Source organism: Clostridioides sp. ZZV14-6345 (assembly GCF_020657775.1).
Classification (GTDB): domain Bacteria; phylum Bacillota; class Clostridia; order Peptostreptococcales; family Peptostreptococcaceae; genus Clostridioides; species Clostridioides difficile_D.
In genome coordinates this window covers 1-17,322 of record NZ_JAGWCX010000077.1, presented here as the reverse complement: position 1 = coordinate 17,322, position 17,322 = coordinate 1, and the positions used below count along the sequence as shown (strand labels likewise).

The following is a 17,322-nucleotide window of genomic DNA, read 5'->3' as shown; positions in this document are numbered from 1 at the left end:
GCAACCGGAGCAAATGGAGCAACAGGCCCAACCGGAGCAGTAGGAGCAACAGGAGCAACGGGAGCAGATGGAGTGATAGGCCCAACGGGAGCAACCGGAGCAAACGGAGTGGCTGGACCAACCGGAGCAACGGGAGCAACCGGAGCAAATGGAGCAACAGGTCCAACAGGAGCAGTAGGAGCAACGGGAGCAAATGGAGTAGCAGGAGCAATAGGTCCAACAGGAGCGACTGGAGCAAATGGAGCAACAGGCCCAACAGGAAACACAGGGGCAACCGGAGCAAATGGAGCAACAGGTCCAACAGGAAACACAGGAGCAACGGGAGTACTAGCATCAAACAATGCACAATTTATAGTATCTTCTTCAAGCTTAGGAAATAATTCACTAGTGACATTTAACTCATCATTTATAAATGGAGCCAATATAACTTTTCCAACAAGTAGTACTATAAATCTTGCAGTTGGAGGGATATATAATGTATCTTTTGGTATACGTGCTACGCTTTCGCTTGCAGGGTTTATGTCAATTACTACTAACTTTAATGGAGCAGCTCAAAATAACTTTGTTGCAAAAGCAGTAAATACACTTACTTCATCAGATGTAAGTGTAAGTTTAAGCTTTTTGGTTGATACTAGAGCAGCAGCTGTTACTTTAAGTTTTACATTTGGTTCAGGTACAACAGGTACTTCTCCAGCTGGGTATGTATCAGTTTATAGAATACAATAATTAATATAATAAATAAGAAAAACTATAAATAACAAACAATATGATTTTACATGGTAATAAATAAAATAATAGTTAAAAGAATTTTTATAGGCAAAAAAGAATATATGTTAAAATCTCAATCCATTGAGTATTCAAATTACAAAATATGAATATCTAAATAGATTGAGATTTATTGTGTACAAAACCTATCCTAATATATCTGACATTTTATAAAGTCCAGATTGCTTACCAATTAAAAATTTAGCTGCAACTATAGAACCGTTTGCAAATACCTCGTCAGATTGAGAATGATGACTTAATGTAAGAACTTCATTATCACCTGCAAATATAACATCATGGTCACTAATTATATTACCACCTCTTATAGAGTGTATTCCAACTTCATTTGATTTTCTTTTACAATCTCTACCATATCTCCCATGTGTATTTATCTTTTGAGGTAAGACTTCTTTAATTGCATTGGCTATCATAGTAGCAGTTCCACTAGGAGCATCTTCTTTTCTATTATGATGCTTTTCTATGATTTCAATATCAAAACTTTCTAACATTTTTGAAGCATCCTTAACTAATTTTATTAAAATGTTTACTCCAAGAGATGTATTTGATGATAACAATATAGGAATATTTTTTGATGCTTCTTCTATTTTGTTTAAATCACTTTCATCATATCCAGTAGTAGCCAATACTACAGGTGTATTATTTTTTAGTGCATATGATAATATTGGTTCTAAAGTCTCATGATGTGAAAAGTCTATTATTACATCAGCTTTTTCAGTTACATCAGTCATTGTTTTGTAAAGTTTTGTACCACCATGATAACTTTTTTCATCAGCAGACCTAGCTACACCACAAACTAACTCTAATTCATTATCTTTTTTTACACATTCAGCTAACACTCTTCCCATTGTTCCATTATAACCACTAATTATAACTTTCAACATAAATTCCTCCTATGAAATTAATAAAAATTTGTTATATTGCTATAAGTTTATTTTATCACTAATACAATTTATATAAAATAATATTAGTGATAATAAGCTTATAACTTACCAGATATTAAAAAAATTGCATCCAGATTTAATATATATTAAATATAAGTTCATATCTCATAAAATTTATTTAAAAATCAATATATTAATGTGTCAAAATCTTCATCTGATGAAAAAGTAGATATATCAACTAATTCAAGAGGTAAGAAAGTATCTTTAAAAACAATGACTCTTAATAATGAAAAGCAGAAAGTTAATGATTTATTAGGAAACCCGATTATAATAGGAGTTGTTGTAATTTGGAAGGTTATAGATGCAACAAAGGCTGTGTTCAATGTGGATAATTATAATACTTTTTTATCTATTCAATGTGATTCTACTATTCGTAATATTTCAAGACTCTATCCATATGATGTGTCTGAAGATGGAGATGAAAAATCTCTTCGTGGCAGTAGTCAGGAAATAGCAGATAGATTAAAAGATGAATTACAGTCAAGAGTTGATATTGCTGGAATTGAAGTATGTGAAGTGAGAATTACTCATCTTTCTTATGCACCAGAGATTGCAGCAGCAATGTTACAACGTCAACAAGCTGAGGCTATAATAGCAGCACGTAAAAAGATTGTTGAAGGGGCTGTAAGTATGGTAGAGATGGCATTAACTAATTTAAGTGAAAATAATGTTGTAACTTTAGATGAAGAACGTAAAGCAGTTATGGTAAGTAATCTATTAGTGGTTCTTTGTGGCAATAAAGATGCACAACCAGTAGTAAATAGTAGTTCTATTTATTAAGCTATAGAAAATTTAATAGTTTGTTTCGTTGATATATTGAAGGAAATAAAAATACTTATAAGCAAGAAATAAAAATGCTACAAGAATGAATAAGAGAATTGTAAAAATAAATAAAATAAGCATAAATAAGAGAAAAAATATTATAAAAAAGAGGGTGCCTCCAATGAATTAAATTCATACAGAGACACCTTTTTAATTAATCTTTTTAATTAATATATTACTATTTAATTAATCTAAATTTCTAAGGTCTTCCATAAGTTTAGTCTTGTCAGCCGTTTTTTCGTCTTTCATTTTTATAACTTTAGCAGGAGAACCAGCAACAACAGCACCAGCTTCTACGTCAGTAGTTACAACAGCACCAGCTGCAACAACAGCACCTTTACCGATTCTAACACCTTCAAGAATAACTGCATTAGCTCCTATTAAAACATCATCTTCAACTATAACAGGAGTAGCAGAAGGTGGCTCTAAAACACCAGCAACAACAGCACCAGCACCTAAATGAACATTTTTACCAAGAGTACCTCTAGCTCCAATAACAGCATTCATATCTACCATAGAACCTTCACCAATAACAGCTCCTATATTTATAACAGCTCCCATCATTACAACAGCATTTTTTTCTATAGTAACCATGTCTCTTATTATTGCACCTGGCTCAATTCTTGCATGTTCACTTAAAGTATTTTTTAGAGGAATAGCAGAATTTCTTCTATCGTATTCTACATGAGTATCTGTTATATCATTACCATGTTTGTCTAATACTTCCATTATATCTTCGTAGTCACCTACAAATATATAAGAGCCATTACTTCCAAATACCTTAAACTTATCAGTTGATTGGAAATGTAAAGAGTTTGTATTTACATATACCTTAACAGGTGTTTTCTTTTTAACTTCTTTTATATACCTTGCTATTTCATAAGCATCGTTTAAATTTACCATTTGTTAATTCTCCTTGTATTTCATTATATTTCTTTTATTATATACTTATTTGTCAATTTTAGTATATACTTACTTCTCATTATTTATATTTTATTTTACAGGTTTTTATTGTATAAGCATAGTATTAAATGAATTTATTTATTGTATATGTTTGATTATACTGTGTATTATTATCTTGTTATTATCCTAACATGCTGTCCATATTATAAAATCCTGGTTTTTGTTTAACTAAGTATTTAGCAGCAGCTATAGAACCACTTGCAAAGATACCACGAGATTGGGCTTGATGGCTTATTGTAAGGACTTCATTATCTCCAGCAAATAGAGCATCATGTTCACCAACGATATTTCCACCTCTTATAGCATGAATACCAACTTCATTTGGTTGTCTTTTTGCACTACGGCCATATCTACCATAATTATTTTCAACGTTTGGTAAAACCTCTTTTATAGCGTTAGCAATCATAACAGCTGTGCCACTTGGGGCATCTACTTTTCTGTTGTGATGTTTTTCTATTATTTCTATATCAAATCCTTCTAATAATTTAGCTGCATCTTTAACCAATTTTACTAATACATTTACACCAAGAGACATATTATATGATTGGAATACAGGAATAACTTTAGCTGCTTCATGTATTTTGTTCATTTCTTCATCATTATATCCAGTAGTAGCAATTACTAAAGGAGTCTTAGTCTTTAAAACATAAGATAAGATATTATCTAAATTAGAGTGATGAGAAAAATCTATAACCACATCAACTTCTTCCACTATAGTGCTCATATCTTCATAGATTTTAAGGTCGCCTTCACAGCTATCCATACCTCTAGCTGAAACACAAACCAATTCTAATTCACTATCTTCTCTTATAGTATCGGCTAAAATCTTACCCATTTTTCCATCATAACCAGTTGCTATAACTTTTAACATAATTTCCTCCTATGATTAAGGGCTAACTTTTGACCAAACTTATTTTTTATCCTGCATTAATTTTTATTATGCATTAACTTTTAGTCCAAAGTTAACTAACTCTTTCTTTAACACTTCTAAATTTGCTGGGTCCATTTCTGCTAGAGGTAATCTTAAATCTCCAACATTGAATCCCAATAAATTCATTGCAGTCTTAACTGGTATAGGATTTACTTCTATAAATAAAGCTGCAATTAGAGCATCCATACCAAGTTGTAATTTTCTAGAACCTTCTATATCACCTTCAAAGAACTTAGCTACTAAATCGTGAGTTTCTTGAGGGCAAACATTAGCAAGTACTGATATAACTCCTTGACCTCCTAAAGATAATAAAGGAAGTATAGTATCATCATTACCAGAGTAGATAGCAAAGTCATCTGGAACTAAACTAGCTATTTCTGCAACTTGTCCTAAGTCCCCACTAGCTTCTTTTACAGCAACTATATTATCTATCTTAGCAAGTTCAACTATAAGACTAGGGCTTATATTTACACAAGTTCTTCCAGGGACATTATAAAGTATAATTGGAAGTTTAACACTGTTAGCGATTGTTTCAAAATGACGCTTAAGTCCAGCTTTATTAGCTTTATTGTAATAAGGAGTTATTATTAATAGAGCATCTACTCCTAATTTTTCAGCTTCTTGACTTAAATTAACTGAGTGCATAGTATCATTAGAACCACTTCCAGCTATAACAGGAACTCTTTTATTAACTTTTTCAACAACATACTTAATAGTAGCAAGTTGTTCTTCATCAGTCATAGTATTAGCTTCACCAGTAGTACCACAAGATACTATAGCATCAGTACCATTAGCTATTTGGTATTCAACTAATTCACCTAATTTGTCAAAATCAACTTTGTTATCCTTTGTAAATGGAGTAATTAGAGCAACAGCAGAACCTTTAAATATCATATAAAATCAATCCCCTCTTTTTTAGTTTTGTGTTTCATATTACAGCTACTTCTAATGCTTATTTTTTTTATTTATTATTAATATTTTACAAAATTATATATTTATACAAATTTGTATACTATACTATACTAAATCGTATGATAAAGCCATTTCAGCTATTTGAATTGCATTAGTTGCAGCACCTTTTCTTATATTGTCAGCAACAACCCAAAGATTTACACCACTGTCAACACTAAAGTCCCTTCTTATCCTTCCAACAAATACCTCATCTCTATCATCAAATTCTACAGCAGTTGGATATTCGTTTTTAGCAGGATTATCAACTACTACAACACCTGGAGTTTCTTCAAGTGTTTTTACTAAATCCTCTAATTCAAATGAATTGTTAAACTCAACATTTATAGATTCACTATGACCATTTCTTACTGGAACTCTTACAGTAGTTGCAGTTATTTTTAAATCGTAGTTATCAAGTATTTTCATAGTTTCATTTACCATTTTCATTTCTTCTTTAGTGTATCCATTTTCAGTAAATGAATCTATATGAGGAAGACAATTGTAAGAGATTTGATGAGGGTAGAATCCAGTAGGATTACCATTCATTCCTTTTTCTAAATCTTCAACACCTTTAACACCAGAGCCAGATACAGCTTGGTAAGTAGAGTAGACTACTCTCTTAATTTTGTACTTATCATCAAGTGCCTTAAGAGGAACCATAGCCTGTATAGTAGAGCAGTTAGGATTAGCTATTATACCTTTATGATTTTTTATAGCCTCTGGATTTACTTCAGGAACTACTAAAGGAACATCTGGATTCATTCTCCAGTGACTAGAGTTATCTACTACTAAGATTCCATTTGAAGCAGCTATTGGAGCATACTTTTCACTAATACTTCCTCCGGCAGAGAATAATGCTATTTGTATGCCTCTATCAGTAAATGAAGTTTCTTTTAATTCTTCTACTATATATTCTTTACCACAAAACATTACTTTAGAACCAGCTGATTTAGAAGAAGAGAATAAAAATAAATTTTCTATTGGAAAGTTTCTTTCTTCTAATACTTTTAAAAATGTTCTACCTACCATTCCAGTAGCACCAACTATTGCTACATTTACTTTTTTCATATAAATTCACCCCAATTTTAAATTATTAAAACATTATTTGATTTTAATTATACAAGTAAGATATGTTAATATTTTTATATATACAAAAACTTTAATATTATATTAACAACTTTAACTATATACAAAAAACGTACAAAGGTATACTTTGTACGTCTAGTTTATCACTCAAAGTAAACCCTGTAGCTCATCACTTACAATATAAGTGACAGTATTACACATGTTATGTGTAATCCCAGAAAATATTATTGCAAGAAATATTTTCTTCGGCTGTAAATCCTTTTTCCAATCATTAACACCTGCCAGCTACTATTGGATACTCTTAGTTACAGCTACCTCTACCCTAGGTTAATAGGATATTAAAATTTGATTATTCTAATAATAATACATATTCAAGAAAAAATCAACTTATTTATATACATATTGCTAAAATTTAAATCCAAAATTTGTCAATTCATCTTTTAACACACTAAGATTAGCTTCTTCCATTTCAGCTAAAGGAAGTCTTAAATCTCCAACATTAAAACCTAAAATATTCATGGCAGTTTTAACTGGAACTGGATTTACTTCTATAAATAGGGCAGCAATTAAAGCATCCATATCAAGTTGTAATTTTTTTGAGCCTTCAATATCACCTTCAAAGAATTTATTTACTAAATCATGTGTTTCTTTAGGACAGATGTTAGCAAGTACAGAGATAACACCACTTCCACCTAATGATAATAGTGGTAGTATAGTATCATCATTACCGGAGTATATAGCAAAATCTTTAGGTACTAATTTAGCTATTTCTGCAACTTGAGCTAAGTCTCCACTTGCTTCCTTTACAGCAACTATATTATCTATTTTAGCAAGTTCAGCCACAACAGATGGTTTTATATTTACTTTAGTTCTTCCTGGTACGTTGTATAAAATAATTGGTAACTTAACACTATTTGCTATTGTTTCAAAGTGAAGTTTAAGACCTTTTTCATTAGTCTTATTATAGTAAGGAGTTATTATTAAAAGACCATCCACACCTAATTTTTCGGCTTCTTGACTCATATGAACAGACAACATAGTATTGTTTGAACCAGTACCTGCTATAACAGGTATTCTCTTATTAACTTTTTCAACTGTATATTTTATTACAGCAAAAATTTCAGATTCACTCATAGTAGTCGCCTCACCTGTTGTTCCACAAACAACTAGTGCATCTGTGTCATTCTCAATGTGGTATTCGATTAATTCACCTAATTTTTCAAAGTTGACATTATTATCCTCTGTAAATGGGGTAACTAAAGCAACAGCAGAACCTTTAAATAACATATAATCAAATCTCCTTTTTTATCTAAATTTAATTTTTTAAGTACAATAATAATTATAGTACAAATTAATTAATTTTAATAGGTATAGTTAATATCTTAACTGTTTAAATAAGATATTTATATTATATTAATATTAGAAAAATTTGAAATAAATGTTTTATTCTCAAAATATGCATATTAATTTAATAAAATATACCAAAATGGAAATAAAAAATAAATTTTATGCGAATTTAATAACTAATAATTAATATATTTAGGTTATAATAAATATGTGCGTAAAATCTAATAATAAGTAATAATACCGAAAATTTAGGAGGAATAATATGGATACTTTAAAGGAACTTTTTAAAATAGGAAGTGGGCCTTCAAGTTCTCATACTATGGGGCCACAAAGAGCAGCAGAAAAATTTAAGAATGAAAATCCAGATGCAGAAAGTTTTAGAGCAATATTATATGGTAGTTTGGCAGCTACAGGGAAAGGTCATTTAACTGACTATATAATTGAAAAAACTATAGCACCTAAAAAAGTTGAAATTGTTTGGGAAGAAGATATTATAAAAGATTTTCACCCAAATGGAATGAAGTTTGAAGCTTTAGATAAAGATGGAAATGTAACAGCTGAATGGACTGTATATTCTATAGGTGGAGGGACTATAGCAGAGGAAGGTCAAAGAAACAGTAAAAGTAACAGCATATATCATTTAGATACTATGGATGAAATAGTAAAATGGTGTAAAGTAAATAATAAGACTTTAGTAGATTTTGTGTTGGAATGTGAACCAGAAGACATAAAAGATTATATAAAAACTATAAAAGATGCTATGAGAAAATCTATTGATGATGGATTAAGCACAGATGAAATAATACCAGGTAAACTATTATTAAAAAGAAGAGCAAGTACATTTTATAATGAATATCAAAAAGATAAGAACTTCTCAACACTTGTATATGCATATGCACTAGCAGCTTCAGAGCAAAATGCTTCTGGAAATATAATAGTTACAGCTCCAACTTGTGGCTCTGCTGGTGTAATTCCAGGAATATTCTTTGCAATGCAAGATTTTTATAAGTACGATGACGAAAAAATAATTGAAGCATTACTTGTAGCTGGAATAATAGGTAATATAATAAAAACTAATGCTTCAATATCTGGAGCAGAGGTAGGATGTCAAGGTGAAGTTGGTGCAGCTTGTTCTATGGCAGCAGCGGCAGTAGCATACCTAAAAGGTGGAACTATAGACCATATTGAATATGCAGCAGAAATAGCACTTGAGCATCATCTAGGAATGACTTGTGACCCTGTATATGGATATGTTCAAATTCCATGTATAGAAAGAAATGCTATGGCAGCTCAAAGAGCTTATGATGCAGCTAATTATGCATTATTAACTGATGGCTCACACTCTGTCTCCTTAGACCAAGTTGTTGAAACAATGAAAGAAACTGGTATCGATATGATGGATAAGTACAAAGAAACAGCCAAGGGTGGACTTGCTAAACATTTCTTCTCTTGTTAAAAATAAAATTTTTTAATAATAATTCCCCTGTTTTGATTTATGAAACAGGGGAATTATTATTAATGGTGAATTATTTAATAATGCGAAATATTTTTATATTCAATCTAAATTTTTATTTAGTATAACATGTTATATAATATTTTAATTATAAGAGATATAGAAATATTTTTTTAATAAATTAGAAATTGGAGGAGATTACATGAGAGAGGCATCATATTTACAAGAACAAATTTATAAGCATAGGAAAGCATTAAACCCTATTGCAGAGATTGGGAGAAAAGAGTATAAGACTTCAAAATACATAAGAGATTATCTTGATAAATTAGGAATTGAGTATGAAGTTTACTTAGAAACAGGTATAGTAGGCGTAATAGAAGGTAAAAGACCTAAAAGAGATATAGCTTTTAGAGCTGATATAGATGGTCTTCATAGTGAAGAAGGGGTAAAACATTTATGTGGTCATGATGGACATGCTACTATATTACTTGGATTAATTGAGTATTTAAATGATAATAAAGAAGAGCTAAATGATAATATAGTATTCATATTTCAACCAGCAGAAGAAGGACCTGGTGGGGCAAAAGCTTTAATAGATGAAGGTGTGCTTAGGAAATACAATGTTGATGAGATATATGGGCTTCATATATATCCAGAGTTGCCAGAAGGTTATGTAGGTACAAGGGAAGGCTACTTTATGGCACAAATAGGGGATATTGATATAGAAATAGTATCTAAAAGTGGACATGGAGCTATGCCACAAAATGGAATTGATGGTATAGTGATAGCTTCAAACTTTGTAAGTTCACTTCAAACTATAGTATCAAGAAATATAAGTCCAATAGACAATGCAGTGCTGACTATTGGTAGAATTGAAGGAGGAGCTAGAAGAAATATAATAGCTGAAAATATAAAGATGGAAGGTACTATGAGATGTTTCAGCCCAGAAGTGTATGAGAGAATGAAGCTTAGAGTTAGAGAGCTTGCTAGAGGGTTTGAATTAGCTTATAACTGTAAGATTAATATAAATATTATAGATGACTATATTGCTGTTAAAAATGATAAGGGATTGTATCAAGAGTTTGTTGAAGCTGTTGGAAATGATACTGTAGTAGAGTTAGAACCACTTATGATATCAGAAGATTTCTCTTATTATCAAAAGGAAGTTCCAGGATTATTTTTTATGCTAGGCTCAAGAAACGAAGAAAAAGGATTTGTAAATGGTCTTCATAATATAAACTTTAATTTTGATGAAAAGATATGTGTAAATGCATTGAATGTTTATGCAAAATTATTAAAATATAAAAATGCTATAGATTAGAAAAATAAATTATAAGAATTAAAAAGCTGAAATACCTAAATTTAAAAAGAAGTGTATTGATAAATACCCCTTAGATATTTGTATAAATTTCTTTTAATTGACAAAAATACAAATGAGAAGGGGTGATTTTTTTGAAAGAAAATATGCAAAGAGAAAAGAAGCTAACTAATGGCAAGAATACTAAAATATTGACAAATGATGATATAATGAAATATGAGATAGCCTCAGAACTAGGTCTTATGGACAAAGTTGGTGAACGTGGATGGGCAGGGCTTACAGCTAAGGAAGCTGGAAGAATTGGAGGTATGCTTACATCACGCAAAAAGAGGCTGAAAAAGATTGTGGAGGGGCAGAATAAAAAGGATGAGTCAATATAGTGATTTTGCGTTTGTATATGATGAACTTATGAATGAAGTTGATTATAATGGATGGGTTAAATATATAGAAGACATAATAGATGGTGAAGGTGTAAAAGTAAAAAATATATTGGAATTGGCATGTGGTACAGGTAATCTTACAATCCCATTGACTAAAAAGAATTACGATATAGCTGGTATAGATATATCTGATGAGATGCTTAGTGTGGCAAAAGAAAAGGCAGAAAAAGAAGGAGTAGAACTAGTTTTACTTCAACAAGATATATCAGAGCTTGATTTTGAAATATCTGATTTGGATTGTGTACTTTGTGCTTGTGATGGATTCAACTATATAACTTATGATGATGATTTGGAAAATGTATTTTCAAAGACATATGAATTATTAAAGAAAGATGGAATATTCATATTTGATATAAGTTCATTTTATAAATTAGCCAACATATTGGGAAATAATATGTATGGAGAAAATAGAGAAGATATAGCATATATGTGGCAAAATTACTTTGATGAAGAAGAGAATCTAATTGAAATGGAACTGACATTTTTTATTAAAGACGAATGTGGAAAATTTGAAAGATTTGAAGAAATACACCAACAAAGAGCATATACTGAAGATGAGATAGTTGATATGCTTGAAAAATCTGGATTTAAGGATATAAAATCTTATGGAGATTTTACATTTGATAAACCTAATGAAGAAAGCCAAAGAATCTTCTTTATATGTAAAAAATAAGATATCTTTGGCTATACAAGATAATTATTAAAAATAACCATTATATAAAAATATAGAAAATGCAGTTCTATAGATTAAAATGAAAATAGAATGACTATTACTTAGTAAAATTAAAATAAAAGGGGTTTTGCCCAAGGTTAAGATAGATAAGTATTTATAGATTAAAATTAAGGTAGTAATATAATAAAATAGGACAATTAACGGAACATGGAGGAATATTAATGAGTGATTATGTACTAAGAGCGACATCAGGAAATGGTCAAGTTAGAACATTTGTCGCAACTACTAGAAATACAGTAGAGGAAGCTAGAAGATTACATAAAACTACAAAAGTAGCAACAGCAGCACTTGGAAGAACATTAACAGCTACATCTATAATGGGACTAATGATGAAAAATGATAGTGATAAATTGACTGTAATAATAAAAGGTGGCGGTCCAATCGGAACTATTATTGCAACAGCAGATTCTACGGGAATGGTAAAAGGATATGTGGGAAATCCACAAGTAGAGGTTGAAGACTATCCAAATGGAAAGTTAAATGTAGCAGCAGCAGTAGGAACAGAAGGTGTTGTAAAAGTTATTAAAGACTTAGGTCTTAGAGAACCATATAATGGGACTTATCCATTGGTAAGTGGAGAAATTGCAGAAGACTTTACTTATTATTTTGCTGTATCAGAACAAACTCCTTCAGTAGTAGCTTTAGGTGTTCTTACAAAAGAAGATGAAGTAGAGTTTGCTGGAGGATTTATAGTGCAATTAATGCCAGATGCAGAAGAAGAGACTATTGCTAAGTTAGAGGAAAATGTAGCTAAATTACCTTCTATAACTAACATGTTAAAAGAAGGAAAATCACCAGAGGATATATTAAATATTGTTTTAGATGGTTTGGAGCCTAAAATACTTGATACCTGCGAAGTTGGGTTTATGTGTGAATGTTCAAAAGAAAGAGTAAAAACTGCTTTGGTTGCAATCGGTAAAAAATCATTGGCTGAAATAATAGAAGAAGATAAAAAAGCAGAAGTTGGTTGCCAGTTCTGTAATAAGAAGTATGTGTATAGTGAAGAAGAGTTGCTTGAGATTTTAAAAGAAATGTAGACTATAAAAATAGTTGTATTGATATAAGCAATGTCAAAATGACATAGTAATGTCGTATTGATATAGTAATTAAAGTATAATTTATTAATAATAGGCATATTTCTATTAAAAAATAAGTTTATAAATTTTTAAGCTTAATAAATTTTAAGAATTAAGAAGCTTTCTGGCTGTAATATTTGAAGTGTTGCAGTTAGAAGGCTTTTTTATTTTATTATAGTTTGTGTCAAAGATTGTATGAAACAATAAAATATTGTAAAATAATTTGTATATTTCAACCTATTTGCCACAAAGGTTTATAAGATATTTGAATTGATAAGAAGGAGAAAGTTTTACATATGGAAAGTAAAACGAAGCACATAGGAATAAGTATATTGATATTATTGATGATATTTTTAATTGCAAAGAATTTTAACGGAAAACTTGAAATGCCTATTCCTGAGAGTAATAGTAGAAAATTTAAATCAGCCATAGAAAGAATGGGGCAGTTTTAAAGAAGCTTAAACGTGAACGTAAGATAAAAGATGATTTGTATTTTATTAAGCCAAAATATGTAAAGTATATACCAAGAAATGAAAGAGCTATCTATAAGGCAATGGATTTTAATGACTACAACAAAGTTAAGAGTGCATGTTATGAATATAAGGTTGTAAACTCAAAGCGCAAAATGTATGGTATAGGATATATTTCAGCGCATAGCTATTTTGAGCATCTTTTAAACGACCTTGAGCTTACATCTGTATTAAGTGAAGATTAATTAAAATAAAAGGATGCTATTTAGATAAAATATATGTGATAATGTTTAAATAAAATAGATATATATTTTACAAAAATCAAACCCTACACTATATTACCAGATAAAATCTACATGCTATAATTTGACCTGTGTTTATGAAAAAGAAGGAGTAATCTAATAAAATAGTATTTTATTTATGTATAACTAACAACTATTATTACGATTTGCTCTAAAGAATTTAAAGAAAAATAATGCAGGAGGTAAAATATGAACAATGAATTTATAATTTTAAAAGGATGCAAAGAAAATAATTTAAACAACATTTTCTTAAAAATACCGAAAAGAAAAATAACCATATTCACAGGTGTATCAGGCTCTGGAAAATCATCTATTGTATTTGAGACAATTGCAAAAGAATCACAACGCCAACTAAATGAAAGGTTTAGTACATTTGTAAGAAGTTTTTTACCTAAGTATGGAGAGGTTAAAGCTGATTGTATAGAAAATCTTTCAACACCAATTATCATAGACCAAAGTAGACTTGGTGGTAATTCAAGGTCAACTCTAGGTACTATTACAGATGTAAATTCATTTTTAAGGGCTTTATATTCAAGATTTGGTAGTGAGTATATAGGTAACGCTAACATGTTTTCTTTTAATGATATTGATGGTATGTGTCCACACTGTCATGGACTTGGAAAAAAGTTAATCCCTAATATGAGTCAGATTCTTGATATGAATAAATCACTAAATGAAGGTGCTATATTGCTTTCAGGATTTGGAGTGGGTTCTTGGCACTGGAATATATTTGCTGAATCAGGATTTTTTGATATTGATAAAAAGATATGTGATTATTCAGATATAGAGTTAGAAAAATTTTTACATGGTAAAGCAGAAAAGATTAAGATAGAAAATGCTGGTCAAACTAACATGACATATGAAGGGTTAATGATTAAATTTAATCGTCTATATCTAAGTAAAGAAGGAGAAATCTCTGAAGCTACTAAGAAAAAATTAAGTAAACTTCTTATAGAAGATAAATGTCCTGTCTGTGATGGAAAAAGACTTCATAAAAGAGTATATAAGTCTTTGATTAATGGTTATAATATAGCAGATTTAACTAGTATGCAAATTGATGAATTGGTTGAAATTATTAAAAATATAGATGAGCCAGAAGCACAACCTCTACTTAAAGGAATAGTAGAAAAGTTAAATAGTATCATAGATATAGGTCTTGGATATTTAACTCTAGATAGGGAGACATCTTCTCTATCAGGAGGAGAATCACAGCGTATAAAGATGGTTAAGTATTTAAATAGTAATCTTGTTGATTTAATGTATATTTTGGATGAACCAAGTGTGGGGCTTCATCCAAAAGATGTGCATAAACTAAATAACCTTTTAAAACAACTACGTGATAAAGGGAATACGATTATAGTTGTTGAACATGACCCAGATGTTATTAAGATTGCAGACCATATTGTAGATATGGGACCAAGGGCAGGTAAGTATGGTGGAGAAGTTGTGTATGAAGGCAGTTATGAAAAGCTACTTACAAGTGGTACATTGACAGGGAATGTTTTAAGTAAATCTCTTTCTATTAAAGAAAGTATAAGAGAACATAGGGGATATTTAGAAATTAAAAATTGCAATAAGAACAACTTAAAAAATGTATCTATTGAGATACCTAAAGGTGTATTGACTTTAGTTACTGGAGTAGCAGGAGCGGGTAAAAGTACATTAATTAAGGATGAATTTTTAAAGCAAAACCCTAATGCTGTACTTATAGACCAAAGCCCTGTTTCAGCAAATTCAAGGTCAAGTTTAGCAACATATAGTGGAATTATGAACAATATAAGAAGTATATTTTCAAAAACAAATGGAGTAAAGGCTTCTTTATTCAGTTCAAATTCAGAAGGAGCTTGCGATAATTGTAAGGGTTCTGGGATAGTAGAGATGAATCTTGCTTTTATGGAGAGCATAAAGAGCACTTGTAATGCTTGTGAAGGTAAAAAATTTAAAAAAGAAGTTTTAGAATATAGATTTCAAGAGAAGAATATAATAGAAGTTCTTGAAATGTCTGTTTTAGATGCAATTGAATTTTTTAATTTAAAACAGATTAAAACAAAATTACAATGTATTGAAAAAATGGGTCTTGGATACCTTACTTTAGGACAAACTCTTGATACTTTATCTGGAGGAGAGTGTCAAAGATTAAAGCTTGCTAGTGAATTAAATAAGGAAAGTTCGGTGTATATATTAGATGAACCAACAACAGGTCTTCATATGGCTGATATTGAGAATTTTATAGGTATAATTGAAGAAATTGTAGATAATGGAAATACGGTTATAATAATTGAACATAATATAGATGTAATTAAAAGAGCTGATTGGATTATTGAGATGGGTCCTGAAGGAGGAACCAAAGGTGGGAGAGTAATATTTGAAGGAACTCCCAAACAATTATGTAACAATAAAATATCATTAACAGCAAAATATATAGTATAATAAATATATATGATATATTAATAAATATAATGGGTATATAAAATGATACTTAAACTTAATAGTAGTAAATAATATAAGAAATATTAAAATTTAATTAAATATAGTGTCAGAAATTCGTTTAAATATCAAATTTTTAACGATTCTGGCATTTTTTCTTATTTTTATGTAGGGTATCGAGATAAGATTCTCTAATAGTTACTTTTTTGTGCCTACTTGCAAGTTTGATATTATAATCTTAACATGTAATTTATAGAATAATTTGTTGATATATAAATGATGACTATTAACTACATTAAAATTTAAATCTTGTTAAGTAAAACTCATGAAAAGGAGTGAGATGAATGATAAAGGATATTCTAACCTTATTGTCTGAAAGAAGTGATTTTTTTATAAAGCTATCCATAGAGCACTTGACTATTTCTATTATTTCTATAATAATTGCAATTGTTTTAGGTGGTATAATTGGTATTATTGTAAGTGAATTTCATAATTCTTCTAAACCCATATTAGGAACTATCAATTTTCTATATACTATTCCATCTATTTCTATGTTAGGATTTCTTATACCATTTTCTGGAATAGGGAATACTACTGCTGTTATTGCTCTTACTATTTATGCATTATTGCCTATGGTTAGAAATACATATACTGGAATTACTAATGTGGATAAAAATATTATTGAAGCTGCTAGAGGAATGGGAAGTACAGATTTTCAGATACTGTATAAAATAAAATTTCCACTAGCCTTGCCTGTTATTATGTCTGGTATTAGAAACATGGTAATTATGACAATTGCTCTAGCTGGTATCGCCTCATTTATAGGTGCTGGAGGTTTGGGTGTAGCCATATATAGAGGAATCACGACAAATAATACAGTAATGACAATTACTGGAAGCATACTTATTGCGCTATTAGCTCTAATATTTGATTTTGTTTTAGGACTAGTAGAAAGATTCTTTCAACGAAAAAGAAAAAAGAAAAATAGAAAAAAAGTTTTCGCCATTCTAGGAAGCCTTATTCTTATAGTAACTATCTTTACATTGTATTTCTTTAATTCTTCAAAGATTCAAACTATTCATATTGCTACAAAACCTATGACTGAACAATATATTCTTGGTGAGATGTTGGATATTTTGATTGAAAAAAACACAGACCTAAAAGTAGAAATTACACAAGGTGTAGGTGGGGGAACATCTAATATTCAGCCAGCTATGGAGACTGGAGAATTTGATATTTATCCAGGTGCGACACGTTGGTAATTGAAAAGATTGCC

Annotated in this window: 15 protein-coding genes, 2 pseudogenes and 1 riboswitch; of the genes and pseudogenes, 11 read left to right on the top strand and 6 right to left on the bottom strand. The window is 30.1% G+C overall.

Annotated elements, in window-relative coordinates:
* Positions 1 to 726, top strand: a pseudogene (locus KGF39_RS16660) (collagen-like protein); the annotation flags it as partial.
* A 185-nt stretch (positions 727 to 911) separates the two neighbouring features.
* Here the strand turns inward: KGF39_RS16660 and dapB (KGF39_RS16655) are convergent.
* Positions 912 to 1,667, bottom strand: a complete 756-nt coding sequence (gene dapB, locus KGF39_RS16655) for a 4-hydroxy-tetrahydrodipicolinate reductase (RefSeq protein ID WP_227823150.1) — start codon at positions 1,665 to 1,667, stop codon at positions 912 to 914.
* A 192-nt stretch (positions 1,668 to 1,859) separates the two neighbouring features.
* Between dapB (KGF39_RS16655) and KGF39_RS16650 the strand changes: the two are divergent.
* Positions 1,860 to 2,507, top strand: a pseudogene (locus tag KGF39_RS16650) (SPFH domain-containing protein); the annotation flags it as partial.
* Between the two features lie 228 nt (positions 2,508 to 2,735).
* On the opposite strand, the gene dapD reads toward KGF39_RS16650, so the two are convergent.
* The 5 genes from dapD to dapA (KGF39_RS16625) form a co-directional block, all read right to left on the bottom strand.
* Entirely contained in the window at positions 2,736 to 3,452 is a 717-nt protein-coding gene (gene dapD, locus KGF39_RS16645) for a 2,3,4,5-tetrahydropyridine-2,6-dicarboxylate N-acetyltransferase (RefSeq protein WP_003428057.1), read from the bottom strand.
* 181 nt (positions 3,453 to 3,633) lie between these two features.
* Positions 3,634 to 4,383, bottom strand: coding sequence for a 4-hydroxy-tetrahydrodipicolinate reductase (dapB, locus tag KGF39_RS16640; RefSeq protein WP_227823149.1), 750 nt, complete (start codon positions 4,381 to 4,383; stop codon positions 3,634 to 3,636).
* A 66-nt stretch (positions 4,384 to 4,449) separates the two neighbouring features.
* Positions 4,450 to 5,337: a 4-hydroxy-tetrahydrodipicolinate synthase gene (dapA, locus tag KGF39_RS16635; protein ID WP_227823148.1), complete on the bottom strand. Its 888-nt coding sequence runs from the start codon at positions 5,335 to 5,337 to the stop codon at positions 4,450 to 4,452.
* A gap of 123 nt (positions 5,338 to 5,460) precedes the next feature.
* Positions 5,461 to 6,462, bottom strand: a complete 1,002-nt coding sequence (locus KGF39_RS16630) for an aspartate-semialdehyde dehydrogenase (protein WP_227823147.1) — start codon at positions 6,460 to 6,462, stop codon at positions 5,461 to 5,463.
* Between the two features lie 172 nt (positions 6,463 to 6,634).
* Positions 6,635 to 6,808, bottom strand: a riboswitch (Lysine riboswitch).
* A gap of 77 nt (positions 6,809 to 6,885) precedes the next feature.
* Positions 6,886 to 7,767 carry a 4-hydroxy-tetrahydrodipicolinate synthase gene (dapA, locus tag KGF39_RS16625; protein ID WP_227823146.1) on the bottom strand — a complete coding sequence of 294 codons (882 nt, stop codon included), beginning with the start codon at positions 7,765 to 7,767 and terminating at the stop codon, positions 6,886 to 6,888.
* A gap of 322 nt (positions 7,768 to 8,089) precedes the next feature.
* On the opposite strand from dapA (KGF39_RS16625), the gene KGF39_RS16620 reads away from it, so the two are divergent.
* The 9 genes from KGF39_RS16620 (at position 8,090) to KGF39_RS16580 (ending at position 17,308) form a co-directional block, all read left to right on the top strand.
* Complete coding sequence (locus KGF39_RS16620) at positions 8,090 to 9,283, top strand: L-serine ammonia-lyase (protein ID WP_227823145.1); 1,194 nt, start codon at positions 8,090 to 8,092, stop codon at positions 9,281 to 9,283.
* A 199-nt stretch (positions 9,284 to 9,482) separates the two neighbouring features.
* The gene (locus tag KGF39_RS16615) at positions 9,483 to 10,601 is read left to right on the top strand and encodes an N-acetyldiaminopimelate deacetylase (protein WP_227823144.1); all 1,119 of its coding nucleotides are present in this window, start codon (positions 9,483 to 9,485) and stop codon (positions 10,599 to 10,601) included.
* 131 nt (positions 10,602 to 10,732) lie between these two features.
* Positions 10,733 to 10,978 carry a small, acid-soluble spore protein, alpha/beta type gene (locus KGF39_RS16610; protein ID WP_200907950.1) on the top strand — a complete coding sequence of 82 codons (246 nt, stop codon included), beginning with the start codon at positions 10,733 to 10,735 and terminating at the stop codon, positions 10,976 to 10,978.
* Positions 10,965 to 11,711, top strand: coding sequence for a class I SAM-dependent methyltransferase (locus tag KGF39_RS16605; protein WP_227823143.1), 747 nt, complete (start codon positions 10,965 to 10,967; stop codon positions 11,709 to 11,711). The genes KGF39_RS16610 and KGF39_RS16605 overlap by 14 nt, the downstream gene beginning before the upstream one ends.
* A gap of 221 nt (positions 11,712 to 11,932) precedes the next feature.
* Complete coding sequence (gene hslO / locus KGF39_RS16600) at positions 11,933 to 12,808, top strand: Hsp33 family molecular chaperone HslO (protein ID WP_227823142.1); 876 nt, start codon at positions 11,933 to 11,935, stop codon at positions 12,806 to 12,808.
* Between the two features lie 335 nt (positions 12,809 to 13,143).
* Positions 13,144 to 13,299 (top strand): hypothetical protein, encoded by a 156-nt coding sequence (locus KGF39_RS16595; RefSeq protein WP_227823141.1) that lies wholly within the window; start codon positions 13,144 to 13,146, stop codon positions 13,297 to 13,299.
* 35 nt (positions 13,300 to 13,334) lie between these two features.
* Positions 13,335 to 13,562 (top strand): hypothetical protein, encoded by a 228-nt coding sequence (locus KGF39_RS16590; protein ID WP_227823140.1) that lies wholly within the window; start codon positions 13,335 to 13,337, stop codon positions 13,560 to 13,562.
* A gap of 246 nt (positions 13,563 to 13,808) precedes the next feature.
* The gene (locus KGF39_RS16585) at positions 13,809 to 16,049 is read left to right on the top strand and encodes an excinuclease ABC subunit UvrA (protein ID WP_227823139.1); all 2,241 of its coding nucleotides are present in this window, start codon (positions 13,809 to 13,811) and stop codon (positions 16,047 to 16,049) included.
* Positions 16,050 to 16,390: 341 nt separating this feature from the next.
* Positions 16,391 to 17,308, top strand: a complete 918-nt coding sequence (locus tag KGF39_RS16580) for an ABC transporter permease/substrate-binding protein (RefSeq protein WP_413927097.1) — start codon at positions 16,391 to 16,393, stop codon at positions 17,306 to 17,308.
* Positions 17,309 to 17,322 lie beyond the last annotated feature (14 nt).

What these genes read in the sequence shown, in the direction of transcription:
- dapB (WP_227823150.1), bottom strand. Translation starts at nt 1,667, where the DNA reads ATGTTGAAAGTTATAATTAGTGGTTATAATGGAACAATGGGAAGAGTG.
- dapD (WP_003428057.1), bottom strand. Translation starts at nt 3,452, where the DNA reads ATGGTAAATTTAAACGATGCTTATGAAATAGCAAGGTATATAAAAGAA.
- dapB (WP_227823149.1), bottom strand. Translation starts at nt 4,383, where the DNA reads ATGTTAAAAGTTATAGCAACTGGTTATGATGGAAAAATGGGTAAGATT.
- dapA (WP_227823148.1), bottom strand. Translation starts at nt 5,337, where the DNA reads ATGATATTTAAAGGTTCTGCTGTTGCTCTAATTACTCCATTTACAAAG.
- KGF39_RS16630 (WP_227823147.1), bottom strand. Translation starts at nt 6,462, where the DNA reads ATGAAAAAAGTAAATGTAGCAATAGTTGGTGCTACTGGAATGGTAGGT.
- dapA (WP_227823146.1), bottom strand. Translation starts at nt 7,767, where the DNA reads ATGTTATTTAAAGGTTCTGCTGTTGCTTTAGTTACCCCATTTACAGAG.
- KGF39_RS16620 (WP_227823145.1), top strand. Translation starts at nt 8,090, where the DNA reads ATGGATACTTTAAAGGAACTTTTTAAAATAGGAAGTGGGCCTTCAAGT.
- KGF39_RS16615 (WP_227823144.1), top strand. Translation starts at nt 9,483, where the DNA reads ATGAGAGAGGCATCATATTTACAAGAACAAATTTATAAGCATAGGAAA.
- KGF39_RS16605 (WP_227823143.1), top strand. Translation starts at nt 10,965, where the DNA reads ATGAGTCAATATAGTGATTTTGCGTTTGTATATGATGAACTTATGAAT.
- hslO (WP_227823142.1), top strand. Translation starts at nt 11,933, where the DNA reads ATGAGTGATTATGTACTAAGAGCGACATCAGGAAATGGTCAAGTTAGA.
- KGF39_RS16595 (WP_227823141.1), top strand. Translation starts at nt 13,144, where the DNA reads ATGGAAAGTAAAACGAAGCACATAGGAATAAGTATATTGATATTATTG.
- KGF39_RS16585 (WP_227823139.1), top strand. Translation starts at nt 13,809, where the DNA reads ATGAACAATGAATTTATAATTTTAAAAGGATGCAAAGAAAATAATTTA.
- KGF39_RS16580 (WP_413927097.1), top strand. Translation starts at nt 16,391, where the DNA reads ATGATAAAGGATATTCTAACCTTATTGTCTGAAAGAAGTGATTTTTTT.